This window comes from Microvirga guangxiensis (assembly GCF_900102135.1).
GTDB classification, from domain to species: domain Bacteria; phylum Pseudomonadota; class Alphaproteobacteria; order Rhizobiales; family Beijerinckiaceae; genus Microvirga; species Microvirga guangxiensis.
Genome location: NZ_FMVJ01000025.1, coordinates 1 through 12597, shown reverse-complemented (window position 1 = coordinate 12597; position 12597 = coordinate 1). Strand labels below are relative to the sequence as shown.

10 protein-coding genes and 4 pseudogenes are annotated in these 12597 nt (G+C 61.0%); 9 read left to right on the top strand and 5 right to left on the bottom strand.

Features of this window, described 5'->3' with window-relative positions:
• Positions 1–372: 372 nt before the first annotated feature.
• Both BLP10_RS23430 and istA read right to left on the bottom strand, forming a co-directional pair.
• Positions 373–639, bottom strand: a pseudogene (locus tag BLP10_RS23430) (ATP-binding protein); the annotation flags it as partial.
• Positions 640–668: 29 nt separating this feature from the next.
• A pseudogene (gene istA / locus BLP10_RS23785) lies at positions 669–1548 on the bottom strand (IS21 family transposase); the annotation flags it as partial.
• A 179-nt stretch (positions 1549–1727) separates the two neighbouring features.
• Here istA and BLP10_RS22495 point away from each other — a divergent pair.
• Positions 1728–2102, top strand: a complete 375-nt coding sequence (locus BLP10_RS22495) for a hypothetical protein (protein ID WP_091139910.1) — start codon at positions 1728–1730, stop codon at positions 2100–2102.
• Positions 2103–2329: 227 nt separating this feature from the next.
• Here the strand turns inward: BLP10_RS22495 and BLP10_RS22490 are convergent, their stop codons facing one another.
• Together BLP10_RS22490 and BLP10_RS22485 are read right to left on the bottom strand one after the other, a co-directional pair.
• Positions 2330–3814, bottom strand: a complete 1485-nt coding sequence (locus tag BLP10_RS22490) for a GntP family permease (RefSeq protein WP_091139905.1) — start codon at positions 3812–3814, stop codon at positions 2330–2332.
• 5 nt (positions 3815–3819) lie between these two features.
• Positions 3820–4866, bottom strand: a complete 1047-nt coding sequence (locus BLP10_RS22485; RefSeq protein ID WP_091139901.1) for a patatin-like phospholipase family protein — start codon at positions 4864–4866, stop codon at positions 3820–3822.
• A 703-nt stretch (positions 4867–5569) separates the two neighbouring features.
• Here BLP10_RS22485 and BLP10_RS23425 point away from each other — a divergent pair.
• The 3 genes and pseudogenes from BLP10_RS23425 to BLP10_RS23780 all read left to right on the top strand — a co-directional run.
• Positions 5570–6364 (top strand): DUF533 domain-containing protein, encoded by a 795-nt coding sequence (locus BLP10_RS23425; RefSeq protein WP_210183657.1) that lies wholly within the window; start codon positions 5570–5572, stop codon positions 6362–6364.
• A gap of 193 nt (positions 6365–6557) precedes the next feature.
• Complete coding sequence (locus tag BLP10_RS22475; protein WP_175494018.1) at positions 6558–7826, top strand: MgtC/SapB family protein; 1269 nt, start codon at positions 6558–6560, stop codon at positions 7824–7826.
• A 140-nt stretch (positions 7827–7966) separates the two neighbouring features.
• Positions 7967–8087: pseudogene (locus BLP10_RS23780) on the top strand (MgtC/SapB family protein); the annotation flags it as partial.
• Between the two features lie 131 nt (positions 8088–8218).
• On the opposite strand, the pseudogene BLP10_RS22465 reads toward BLP10_RS23780, so the two are convergent.
• Positions 8219–9133, bottom strand: a pseudogene (locus tag BLP10_RS22465) (LysR substrate-binding domain-containing protein).
• A 99-nt stretch (positions 9134–9232) separates the two neighbouring features.
• Here BLP10_RS22465 and BLP10_RS22460 point away from each other — a divergent pair.
• The 5 genes from BLP10_RS22460 to BLP10_RS22445 all read left to right on the top strand — a co-directional run bounded on the left by BLP10_RS22460 (position 9233) and on the right by BLP10_RS22445 (position 12407).
• Positions 9233–9466 (top strand): DUF465 domain-containing protein, encoded by a 234-nt coding sequence (locus BLP10_RS22460; protein ID WP_175494016.1) that lies wholly within the window; start codon positions 9233–9235, stop codon positions 9464–9466.
• Between the two features lie 4 nt (positions 9467–9470).
• A complete protein-coding gene (locus BLP10_RS23020; protein WP_139165585.1) occupies positions 9471–9761 on the top strand; it encodes a hypothetical protein in 291 nt (96 codons plus the stop codon).
• Positions 9762–9863: 102 nt separating this feature from the next.
• Positions 9864–10835 carry a magnesium transporter CorA family protein gene (locus tag BLP10_RS22455; protein WP_091139894.1) on the top strand — a complete coding sequence of 324 codons (972 nt, stop codon included), beginning with the start codon at positions 9864–9866 and terminating at the stop codon, positions 10833–10835.
• 419 nt (positions 10836–11254) lie between these two features.
• Positions 11255–11800: a sulfite exporter TauE/SafE family protein gene (locus BLP10_RS22450; protein WP_244510775.1), complete on the top strand. Its 546-nt coding sequence runs from the start codon at positions 11255–11257 to the stop codon at positions 11798–11800.
• Between the two features lies 1 nt (position 11801).
• Positions 11802–12407 (top strand): exopolysaccharide biosynthesis protein, encoded by a 606-nt coding sequence (locus tag BLP10_RS22445; protein WP_091139887.1) that lies wholly within the window; start codon positions 11802–11804, stop codon positions 12405–12407.
• Positions 12408–12597: the final 190 nt, after the last annotated feature.

The following is a 12597-nucleotide window of genomic DNA, read 5'->3' as shown; positions in this document are numbered from 1 at the left end:
CGCGTTGGGTGCCGAAAAGCAAGATTCTTTGCCCTTAAAGACGAGATGCCGATCAGGTTTGTTCGGTGCTCTTTGATCCTGCGTGTGAAAGCGGTGCTGTATCTGGCGCGATACGATCGACGGTGGCGAGCCAACGGGCTTCCTTGTGATAGGTCCGGAGCAAGGCGATCTTGGCGAACTCTGTCAGGTCCCGTTTCATCTCCATCGCAGCCAGCCGCACACCCCTGTAAACGCTGTCTCACTTTTAGGGGGAAAAATCTCGATTTTATCGGCAAAATCTCACATTTACCGGCAAAGGCTTGCCCTTGATTTTGTTGAGTTCCTTATCTCGCCTTTAGGGGCAAAGCGACACCCTCCGCGTGATGAACTCGAGCGGGCAAGCTCCAGCACCAGCATCTTGTTGAGACTTGGAATCGCGGTAAACTCGAACGTGTCGAGGCTCTTCACCGCCGGGAACCGGGCTTCACGGATCCGCCGCTCGGTCACCCGACGTTCACGCTCGATGAGCTCCAGCTCAACGAGCCGGAGGAGGTATCCGGGATGGTCAATACCCTCCCGGGCGCACTAGCGTGCCACCTTGTCGTATTCGCGCAGAACCGTGGGCAGCTTGAACTGCTTGAGGTGATAGCCGAGGAGCACGCTCGGAACCGCCGCGGTGGTTCCCCCAGGTCCGCCAGTAGGCGCTCTCCGATCGGCGCCCTCACCCGGCCCGCCCGCTCACTCAGCCGCTTGATACAAGCTGCCTCCAGATCGGCGTTCAGATCATCGATCGAAGCCACGCGCGCGGCACCGGCGCCAGATGCGCGCGCCGGGCGAACTTCACGAGTGCCTCGACCTTGCCGTTGTCATTGCCCTTGCTAGGCCGCCCAAAGCGCTCCTGGGAGGCGTAATGGCTCATCAATCGAGTGAACGCCGTCGTCGGCTCACGCCGCATCAGCAAGGAACTTCGCAACCGCCAACTTCGTGTTGTCCATCAGCACCCACTGCGGCACCCCGCCGAAGAAGGCAAAGGCCGACACGAACCCATCCAGCAGGGCCACGATCGTCTCCGTCTGATAAACCTTCAGGAACATCGCGTCGGAATGCGGAAGATCCATGCTGAACAGATGCACCTTCGTCGCCACCCCATCGACGAACGCCACCGCCTCGCCGAAGTCCACTTGCGCATGTCCCGGAGGATGGGCCAGCGGAACGAACACATCGCGCTGTCGCAGCCGCGCCTGGCGCACATAGTCCTTCACCGTCGTATAGCCGCCGGCAAACCCATGCTCGTCGCGAAGCCGCTCGAAGATCCGCTTCGCCGTGTGCCGCTGCTTCTTCGGCGCCCTCCCGTCCGCCTCCAGAATCGCATCGATCACACCAATCAGCGGATCAAGCTTTGGCCGAGACACCGGCTTCTTGCGAACATAGCCCGGCGGGATGCTGAACCGGCACATCTTGTTGACAGTGTCCCGACTCAAACCAAGCCGGCCCGCCACTTCCCGGCGGCTCCGTCCTTCATTGAACACCAGCTGCCGAACCCGCGCATAGACCCTCCACTGCGTACATCCCCCGGCCTCGCTCCTCATTCAAATGAGCAAAGACCTATCCAGTGGCCGAATTTTACACCGCCCTACGGCGCAATCGAGGCTGCGCCGCGAGCTACGTCTTGGGCCGCTGAAAAGCCTCGGAGACTGGAAATGCAACAAGTGAACCCTTGTGGAGACGTATCATGAAAGGCGTGAAACATGACCGAGCAACTAAATTACATGCATCGAATCTTCTTGCCGGCTTCCAGTATTTCGGAAGGAATGCGGAAGAACGTATGCTGCTTCTGGGAGAATCAAGACAAAGTGCTCGATGCGATGCAAGCTTTCGCGAATGGCTGGTTTGAGCGGCGACACACCGGAACCCGCGCCGCGTTGGGAACTGCGCTGCGCAGTGCATGTGCACGGCGGAATCGCCTGTCGATCTGCTGCGCGAGTATGGCCGACGGGCTCGCCTGCCAACGGCGATTCATGACCGTCGCAAGAGTTCTCGGGCAACCGGCGGCAGCCTCTGTCGAACAAGAGACGGAGCTTCCCCAAGCAGAAACCGGGCGCGTCCATTCCAAGGCAGCGTAACAACGCGTTCGGCCTGCGCCGAGCAGACGAACCGCTCCTCGTCCGTCTCGGCCCGTTTCTATGGGCGCGGACCTTCGCCGCTGGGTAGTGCTCCCATTGCCCGTGAGCTGACGTGGCATTCAAGTCAGTCCACACGGCCACGAAAATTCCGTCAGCAACCCCGGCGACCAGAGGAATCAACGCCGACCACTCGATGGGAGTCGGTCAAGCCATGCTGGATGGACTTGTTAGAACGACCCGACCGACGATCCGAGCGCGACCACCACAATGAGTGCGAGTAGCGCGCCGACAATCCCTACCATGACGATGTCGAAGTAGCTCTCGCGATGTGTCGTTCCGCAAAGCGCTAAGAGGGTGACCACGGCGCCGTTGTGCGGCAGACCGTCGAGGGTGCCCGCCCCAATAACTGCAACACGATGCATAAGTGAGGGATCGACACCCTGCTCGCGCGCAATGCTCATGTAAGGCTCACCCAATGCTTCGAGCGCGATGGTCAGGCCGCCCGAAGCCGAGCCAGTGAGCGCGGCCAGCAAGTTGGTGGCGACCGACAGGGAAACGAGTGGTCCTCCACCTATTGAGAGCACCCAGTCGCGGACCACGTCAAAGCTAGGAAGTGACGCTACCACGGCGCCAAAGCCGACGAGACTGGCGATTGTGAGCGCCGGCAGCACGGAGGCGTTCGCCCCCGCGTCCATACTTTCGCGTAGCGAACGAAGACGGTGCCAATTCAGGATAACCAGGGCGATAATAGCCACGATAAGCGCCACCGCGACCGACCACACCCCGCCGACGGCGCCGAGCGACGTGCGGCCCCACCGCTCGTCGGCGAGAAACGCTGCATCGAGCCGCGGCAGCACGGCGAAGGTCATGACGAGATTGACGGCCACGACGACGACAATGGGGGAGGCTGCGATCCAAAACGGCGGGCAGGTGTCGCTATGCCGGCCCTGGAGCGCCTCTGCCGGATCGAACTCACGGGCCGTGGTAACGAGTTCGCGAATGCGGAGATCTTCGGCGGTGGCGACAATTGTCGGCGCATCAGGGCTGGAGCTATAGCCTTCGCCGACGGATCGCGCTGCTGCCTCTCGCCGCCTGAGCCACCATAAGCCAAACGCCAGCATGATCGCCGCCGCCAGCAGCCCAAGCCCCGGCGCTGCGAAGGGAGTCGTACCGAAGAAGGGCATTGGGATCGCGTTTTGAAGCGCCGGAGTGCCGGGTAGTGCCGATAGAGTGAACGTAGAGGCACCCAGCGCAATCGTAGCCGGCATGAGCCGGCGCGGAATATCTGCTCGCCGGAAGAGTTCGTGTGCCATCGGCGCAAGTACGAAGAACGCGACAAATAGGCTAACGCCCCCATAGGTAATGACCGCGCCCGAGAGGACCACCGCCAGCACGGCGCGATGCTGGCCGAGGCGCGCGGTGATGGTCTCGGAAATCGCCAGCACCGACCCCGAATCGTCCATCAGCTTGCCAAAGAGCGCACCGAGCAGGAACAACGGAAAGAACTGGGCAATGAATTGCGCCCCAGCGCCCATAAAGGTTTGCGTCCAATGCGCGAGCAGCGGCTCCCATGAGAAAAAAGCTGCAACGAGCGCACTGGTAGGTGCAAGCAGCAGCACGCTCCAGCCCCGATAAGCGAGCCAAACGAGCAGCCCAAGACCAATGAGAATACCTAGAAGGCTTAGGCTGGTGCCGGGCAAAGAAGCGGTCATTCTTTTCAAACCTTCAGGAGCGCATCGATGTCGAGCGTCGACCGCTGCCCCAGATCGCCTCCGTGCGCTTCGAGGAAACTCGCTGCGGTGCGGCGGCCTTCATCGCGCAGGAGGCAAAGAAAATCCCATTCCGCATTGAGCTTCGAGGAGTAGCCAAGATCGGTCATGGCTTGGCTTGCTATGCGATGGACTCGCATCGCTGCCCAGCGCGCACCCTCGCAATCGCCGGGGTTAGCGACCTCCCGCAGTACGGCGATCATACGGAGCTCCTTGAGTAGCGTTGCGTTGAAGGTGACCTCATTCACGCGGTTGATTATCTCTCGCGCACTGCGTGGGGTGCCGGGGCGCTCAACCGGATTGATTTGCACGATGATTGTGTCGTTCGAGGCGCACTCGCGCACGAGGGGCGTGATAGTCGGATTACCGGCGTAGCCGCCGTCCCAATAAGCCTCGCCGTTGATCTCGATGGCTTTGAAGACCGTCGGAAGGCAGGCAGAGGCGAGAAGCGCCTCCGGCGTCACGTCCACGTTGCGGAAGATGCGGCCCTGGCCGGTGCGCACGTTTGTAGCAGTGACGAAAAGTCTGATGGGCGCTTTCGCGAGGCGTCCGAAGTCGATACTCTCGGTGAGGATGCTCCTTAGGGGATTGGAGCCGATTGGATTGAGATCATACGGAGAGAACAGCCGCGCCGTGAAATCCATTACAAGGAATGCTGGTGAGGAGTCCAGAGTCCAGCGACCGAGGAGAATGTCCAGCGGTCCACGTCGGAATGGGCTGAGACGCGCGGAATGCGAGACACGGCGCCAAAACCGCTCCAAGGAGGCACGCGCGCCCGAATGTCCGCCTTCAGAATAGCCGTCGATCAAGACGGCGGCATTCATAGCGCCGGCGGACGTTCCCGAAATGCCCTCGATGCGCAGCCATGACTCTTCCAGCAGCCGGTCAAGCACGCCCCAAGTAAAGGCCCCGTGTGCGCCTCCCCCCTGCAAGGCGAGGTCGACGGCCACTGGGTCGCGTGCCTTCACGCCACGGCGGGAAGCTTCAACTGACATCTGATCTCTTGTGGCATGTCGGAGGGTAATCAACGATCACTAGAACATTGCTCCTATTCCCGGCGTTCCGCCAACAGAAAGGATCATCCGAACGACACGCAACTTTTCGTTCGTTTCGCCTTTGTTCTTGTACTTTTAGGCAAGTACGGATGGTGCAGCAGAGTGCAACATTCGACGTTTTAGGCCTCCACGACGATGCCGACGGCTTAGCTCGCATCGACAGAGAGCTTTCGCAGCCGGCCATCAGCAACCCGAATCTCCTTGTGCCGAATTTGGGTTACGTTCGCTAGCGTGCGTTCGCCTGCGGGCTACCTTTTAGACTTCTAGTGACTCTGTCAACGGCGACGGCATTTCCGGCCAGTAGGGCGGTGCAATTTCCGGCCATGCGCGACGGGAGCGAAGCGGTGACTTGTCGATTACGGTGTCGTCGACAAGCTCCTTGGCGACCTCACCCGTTGCGGAATTGCCATCACACGCGACGAAGTACGCCGCAAGCTCTGCGAGTTCCAGGCGATCCTACAAACCCGCGAGACCGAGACTTGGAAAAGACGTTGGCGGAGGCGAGTCGATCGGCAGGAATTGCTGAGGCGCCAACACGTGCGAATGCACGTTCGCGGGGATGGATCGCCGATGCGATGCCGCTCATCACGCAAATGCATGACCGCAAGGACACGAGCCGACCGGTCCATCACAGGAGAACAGAATGATCGACGTGAACAAACTGCTGAACACCGTGCTGGCGGTGACCCGGCATCACGGCAAGGCAACGCGGAAGTCGGACTACCGGTCGACCGCGGTAGACGCGCGGGCCTCGGCGATTTCCTCTCCAGCAATGTGGGCGTACTCGGAAACGGGCGCGCTCGCGGGCGGTTTGGCGGGCACGCTCCTGACCTCAAAGCACGCGCGGAAGCTCGGCGGCAGCGCTTTGCAGATCGGGGCTGTCGCCCTGCTCGGAGCTCTCGCCTACAAGGCTACAGCAACTATCGCGACAGCAAGCCGCTCGTTCCGCAAAACATCCGCGACGCGCTTGGCGGCCTTTCGCCGCAGCAGGCCAGCGCGGCACAACCGGCCCCGGACATTTGCACTGTGGAAGGGAATTGTTGCGGCCGTCGCTCTCGATCGTGCCGTCCGCGAAGCCGTAGCGCGCTGTGGCGCGGCCTTCATCGAGACCCACCCGACCAGAATGCAGGCCATCAAGCGCGCCACTCGCGATCTCGTTCGCCGGTTTCGCAGCCGCTGCCCGGCTTGCGCCCTATCCCGGCTTCGACGTCACCGAGCGCGTGCCTGGGCTACCTTGCGAATGGTGCGGCGAGCCGACCCAGGTGATCAAGGCGGAGGTCTTGAGCTGTGCGGCGTGCGGCCATCGCGTCGAACGGTCGGTTGCAGAACGTCTCACAGCCGATCCTGGACTGTGCAACCAGTGCAATCCTTGATCTCGGCGCAGGATACCGTTCTGGCGACCGATCTTGCCGCGGAGCAACGTCAGTGGCTTCCATGAACGCCTCGTGCGAGTCCCTCAACAGGGCCACTATCGGCCGCGCAAGGTAAGTACTCTCGTTCCATGGACAGAAGTCCGTTGCCAAACGGCATGGCCGAGGTTCAAGATAGGCCTTATTGCTGTAGTAGCCTGACCCGCCTACCGAGGGGCCAGCTCGTTTTTGCGGGTGCGGTAACATAATGGTGGGATAACCTTGGAAACCTCTCAGGTTTTATTGCTGCTCGAGGCCCTCGGCATCGGCCTTCTGATCGGGATCGAGCGCGAGCGGAATGCAGGCGAGCCCGGAGGCCCCGCCCCAGCAGGCGTGCGCACCTTCGCGCTCGCCTCGCTGACCGGCGCGCTGAGTCAGATTGCCGGGGGCTGGCCGATGCTGGCCGTCGCCCTCGCCGTCATCGGCGGCCTGCGCATGGTGACGCATCTGTCACAGCTAGAACGGCAGGCGGGCCTGACCACCAGCCTTGCGCTGCTGATCGTGGTCGTGCTGGGTGCGCTGTCGGTCGAGCACACCTTCCTCGCGGCGGCCTCGGGCGTTCTGGTCGCGGCGCTCTTGGCCGCGCGCACTGTGCTGCGCGAGTTCAGCCGCTCGGTACTCAACGATTTCGAGATCCGCGACGGGCTGATCCTGGGCGTCTCAGCGCTCTTGATCCTGCCGATCCTGCCGGACGAAGGCTTCGGTCCAGGCGGGGCGATCAACCCAAGGAACCTGTTCGTCATCATCATCCTTGTGATGGCGATCGGCGCGGTCAGCCACATCTGCACACGGGTTTTCGGTGACCGGCTGGGCCTGCCATTGAGCGGCTTCCTGTCCGGCTTCGTTTCAAGCACCGCGACCGTCGTGGCCATGGCGAGGAAAGTGCAGCATCGACCGGTCGAAACCTACCCGGCCGCCGCCGGTGCCACATTCTCCTCGGTCTCCTCGCTCGTGCAGACAGGGATCGTGCTGCTGTTCCTGAGCCCCTCGATGTTTTCGCTTGCAGCCCCGGTCCTGCTCATCCCGATGGCGGTTGCGCTGCTCTTCGGGGTGACGCTTGCGCGTTTCGGATTGCGCGACGGGGGCAAGCGTGAGGGCCTCGAACTTCCCAGCCGTATCTTCAGCGTCCCGGAAGCCATCAACTTTGCCCTGATTGTGGCCACGGTGATCGTCGTCTCCGCCGTGCTGAACGACCGTTTCGGGAGCGAGGCCGTCCTCCTGTCGGCCGCGCTCGCGGGGCTGGTCAGCACCGGGTCCGCCGCGGTTGCGCTGGCCTCGCTGGTTGTGGCCGAGCAGTTGCCGGCGTCCGAGGCGGTTGTGCCACTGGCAGCAGCGATCAGCGTGAATGCGGGTGTGCGGATCGTCCTGGCCCTGCGTGGAGGGGCGACGCCGTTCGGCTGGACTGTCGCCGGCGGCCTGCTGCTGACCGCCGCCGCTGTCTGGGCGGGGTGGTGGTTTGCAGCTGCCATCAGTAGCATGATCACGGCCTGAGCGTCGTGCCGCGTCGCGAACGTCAGAGGCTTCGATGAACGCCTCGTGCGTGTCCTTCACCCCCGCCTCTATCGCCCGAGAAGAAATAGGTGTCTGCATCGACGACAATTCCCGCGTCGCCTTCTCGCAGATCCTGCCCGACTGCTACCGCTGCGAGCCCTTTGGGCAACAGGTGCGGTCGGAACAGCGGTCGGGCTTGGGGCCTACGACATCGCTGTTCTGATCTCCATAGTTACGTTCGTTATCCTGGGCACTAACTAACTCCGTTAAAGCGACATACGCGCCAGGATTCGGCGTGAGCGGAGGCTCGATTGCCAAGCTGGACAGCACTCTCCTCCTACCGCTCCCGAGAAGGTAACTGGTCTCGGGACCGGCTTGATCTCTCGTCTAAACTAATGCGCTATTCCCAATGCGTGGGCGGTAGCCCCGGCCTGATCTACTAGCGCCTGATAGTGCCGGTATCGTCCGCTGCTTTCTCTCCAGTAAAAACCAACCTCCCGACGTTCGCTCCAACCGTCGAGCTCGAGGAGTTTGACATCATCGTCCTTCCGGAACTCGGCTCGGGCGTACAGTTCTGGAAAAAGCGAACATCCCATGCCGATGGAGACCATTTGGCGGATCGAATCCAGACTGGTGCCCTCATAGTCCTCCACCACGCGTGCCCCTGAGGCCGCAGCGAGGTGACGCACGTTCTCGAGCAGGCGATGGCCGCTTCCCAGCGCAAGCAGCCTTTCCCCACGCAGAGCGGCAACCGCGATCCTCGTTTGTGAGGCAAGTGGATGCTCGGCTGGAACGCCCATATAGAGCTTCTCGGTGCCAACCTTGTGGAAGGTTAGGCCAGGACGTTCGGGGGAAGGTCAAAGACCGCAATCGAGGGTGCCATCGGACACGTCAGCCTCAACCGAGGCGGGCCGATCTTCACGGATATAGATCTGCAGATTCGGATATTTGCTGTGTATGCCTGGGAGGTATCTAGGCAGGAAGTATGGTCCGAATGTTGGGGCCGTCCCGAGCCGCACTAGTCCTCCGAGCGTTTTGGCGTCTTGAGATGCGTCTTCAACAATTTCGTCGACGGTCGACAACACCTGACGCGCACTTCGGACGAACCGTTCGCCGGCGGGAGTTACAGTCAGGGTGGCTGATGCCCGCTCGAACAGGACGACCCTAAGGTTTCGTTCAACCAATGCGATCTGAACGGATAGCGTTGGTTGAGAAACGTGGCAGGCCTTCGCCGCCTTTCCAAAGTGCCGGAGCGCAGCCAAGGCCACAATGTATTCAAGCTGTCGGAGCGTCGGGCGGTAGGGCATGCTCTATAGGCCCTCACTATCACGTTGATTGCAACAATGAATTGGTACTATTTGGCATCGCGCTCCACCTTTTGGCTGTTGAAACAAGAGGTAGCTGCAATGGACCAGTTCCTGAAATCTCTTCGTCACCGGGCCGGCATCCAGGCCCGCATTGACGAGGAGCAAACCCGCCCGGCCCCTGACTACCTGAGGCTGACCGGGCTGAAGAAGCTCAGGCTTAAGTTCCGGGAACAGATCGAGTTTATCGAGCGCATGAACCGAAACGGTGAGGTTGTGCCCATCCCGGTCGTTCGGCGGCGATCCTTTCGGTCCGTGCTCGCGGGAAGGACGTGAAACCATGACCTACGCCGATCCACTGTCGAACAACCGACAAGGTGAAGGGAAACGCCAGAGTCTAGGCGCCAAGCTGCTCGTCGGGTTGGCTGGGCGCTACCGAGCGATACGCAAACGGCTTTCTGAGATGCTTGGCCGCGGCGATCCTGACTACGCAACCATGAGCTCTCCCTCGCAGGAGATCGGCAGGATGCGACAAGCGATCAGAAAGATCTCGAGCAGCAGCGAAAAGAGAGCAAGGCGCGAAAGGGACCGGCTCAGAGACAATTTGCTTCGTCGGCGCACCGGAAGGTGATACGCAGTTGTAAGCGCTGGAAAGACAGGAGAAACCCATGAATATCGAACCGCGCAGACGGGCAAAACTCGCTCGTTTTGTCCGCTATGGCGCGGTGTTGCATTGATCGCAGTTGCTAGCCTGCAAGAGCCCGGCTTACCCGACGCTCTCTGGCTTGATCTCTTCAATCCCTCTCCCGAGGAGGTGAACCTTGTCGAGAAGCATCTCGGCATTAACATTCCGACGCGCGACGAAATGGCGGAAATCGAGCTTTCAGATCGCCTCTACCATGAAGACGGCGCTGAGTTCATGACCATAACGGCTGTGGCGAACGTCGAAAGCGAGGACCCAGCCAAGACACCCGTTACGTTCATCATCAAGAATCAGGCACTGGTCACCGTTCGCCATGCTGACCCGAAGCCCTTTCCGATCTATGCAGCGAAAGCGCAGCGCAGCAGCACCCCTTCGTGCGCGTCCGGCGAACAGGTGATGCTGGGTCTCGTCGAGGCAATCATCGACCGGATGGCGGACGGGCTCGAGCGCATCGGCGACGAAGTGGACGCAATCTCACGCGAGGTGTTTCGAAACAAGTCCTCCAGCGCCTCGAAGAAAACGCGCAATCTTCAATCCCTGATTGAGCAGATCGGCCGAAAGGGAGACCTGCTCACCAAGATGCAGGAAAGCCTCGTCAGCATTGGACGCCTTGCAGCTTATCACAGCGCCATCGAATCGAGCAGCCGAGCGCTTGACCCAAACGGTCGCAAGTTGCCGAAGGAAGCCCGGCAACGCATCAAGCTAATCCAGCGCGACGCCACGTCGCTTGGCGACCATGCGGTCTTCCTGTCCAGCAAAATCAATTTCCTGCTAGACGCTACCTTGGGTCTCATCAATCTCGAGCAGAATCAGATCATCAAAATTTTTTCGGTCGCTGCTGTCGTGTTCCTGCCGCCAACGCTGGTCGCGTCGATCTATGGCATGAACTTCGATTTTATGCCCGAGTTGCAATGGTTGCTCGGCTATCCTTGGGCGCTAGCCCTCATGGTGCTTTCGGCCGTGCTGCCGTATCTCTACTTCAAGCGGCGCGGCTGGCTTTGAACAAAGGCCCGGAAGAAATCTTCCCGTCATTCGAACACCGACGCAATCCGGCGATGGTGCGCAGGTGCCGCAATTTCACAGCCGTCGCGCATAGCTTTGTGGTAAACTCCCCAACGGCTTACCTTCAGGATGAGGGGTGTTCGAGCTAAGCTCATTGCCATGTTCCGACGCGCGCATTCGCCTTGCGCTTATAGTTGCCCACGCCTTAGCGTTGGTGCATGAAAGCGGTATCGGGCCCACTACGGTCTTTGATGCCGCTGGCTATATCGACCTTGCCCGGTAGCGGACGGACTGCGGGCGTGCGCATTCGAGCATGCGGTTGAGAACCGGGGCGCAGGCCGTTGCGCCCGTCATGACTTTTGGCTACGCTGATAGCCGGCAGCGGCCGGGCTCTCGTGTTTTGGAACATCGACTGGTCTGTGGCCAAGTGGGGTCTTCCCGGAGCCCCGCTCGGCGGCTTTCTAGGAGCGGCTCTGTTCACGACCGCGCCGGCAGAGTGGCTGCAGATCGTCGTTGGCCTGTTTCTGGTGTCGACGGTCCTTCAGTATCGCTTCGGCCAAAAAGAGAGGACTTTCGACGTCGCGAAATGGTGGTTCCTTCCGGCGGAACTCATCACCGGATTTCTCGACGGGCTGATAAGGGCGGTGGGGCCAGTCATGAACACACTCTATCTGAACGCAGGCGTCACCAAGGAGCGCATGGTCGGCACCAAGACAGCCGTCTCGCTGCCGACGCATCTTGTGAAGATTGGCACCTATGCGACACTGGGCGCAATGTCGGGGCAGCTTTGGCTCTTCGGCCTCGCCGCCGGTGCCGGCGCCTTGGCGTCCAACTGGCTCGCAAAGCGGCTGCTTAAGAACATGCCGGAACTCAGATTCCGCGCCATTGTCGTCGGCTTTATGGCGCTGAGTGGGATCGTGATGATCTGGCAGCAGCGAGACATCCTAATCCGCTTCGTTGGGTGACATGCCATCACAAAGTGACGCCGCGACCATTCTGCCTACTTCGGAAGTCCTGCGCCTCCTCGCCAAGCGGGCCGAACACGGCGAGGTTGCTGTAGCCGACATCGCCGCGATAGCGGGACGACGTGCTCATCCGGCGATTCTCGCTCTGGTCGCACTGCCGGAGGCATTGCCGCTTCCCGTGGCCGGCATGTCGACGGCGCTATCGATTCCCTTGATCGCCGTTTCGGCCCACATGGCCATTTTCGGGGCGGGACAAGGTCTTCCGGGCTTCCTGTCAAGGAGGCGGCTTCCCGCTTCGCTCGTGCGGCTCGTCGCCGACCGCGCCGCATCGTTCCTCGCGCGCGTTGAGAAACTTTCGCGACCACGGCTGACATGGATTACGGCGCGCAGCCGGGTTCTGGCGGCAATGTGCCTGCTCCTGGCGTTGGTTATCGCTCTTCCAATTCCGTTCGGCAACATGCCGCCCGCGCTGTGCGTCCTGCTCATTGCCGTCGGCATGATCCAAAAAGATGGCGCGCTCGTCGCAGCCGGGGCCTCGGGCGGGATCTTCATCCTCACAGGCGGACTGTTCGCCGTCGAATACCTGTGGCGCATCTGGCGCGTATGACGCCCTCTGAGAGAATGGCCTGATGAAGGGCGTTGGTACGTGGATCATTTTTCAAGGGTTTGCCGATAGGCAGGCAAGATCGCCCACGAACGCCGTGATCTTCGCCCAATGCCAGCCGCCGTCACCAGATCCCGAAGATGAAATTCAACGTGACCAACTGGTGTCACTTTGCCTTTAACTTTGAGATTCG

Coding starts and splice junctions, on each gene's coding strand:
- BLP10_RS22495 (WP_091139910.1), top strand. CDS start 1,728: ATGACCGAGCAACTAAATTACATGCATCGAATCTTCTTGCCGGCTTCC.
- BLP10_RS22490 (WP_091139905.1), bottom strand. CDS start 3,814: ATGACCGCTTCTTTGCCCGGCACCAGCCTAAGCCTTCTAGGTATTCTC.
- BLP10_RS22485 (WP_091139901.1), bottom strand. CDS start 4,866: ATGTCAGTTGAAGCTTCCCGCCGTGGCGTGAAGGCACGCGACCCAGTG.
- BLP10_RS23425 (WP_210183657.1), top strand. CDS start 5,570: ATGATCGACGTGAACAAACTGCTGAACACCGTGCTGGCGGTGACCCGG.
- BLP10_RS22460 (WP_175494016.1), top strand. CDS start 9,233: ATGGACCAGTTCCTGAAATCTCTTCGTCACCGGGCCGGCATCCAGGCC.
- BLP10_RS23020 (WP_139165585.1), top strand. CDS start 9,471: ATGACCTACGCCGATCCACTGTCGAACAACCGACAAGGTGAAGGGAAA.
- BLP10_RS22445 (WP_091139887.1), top strand. CDS start 11,802: ATGCCATCACAAAGTGACGCCGCGACCATTCTGCCTACTTCGGAAGTC.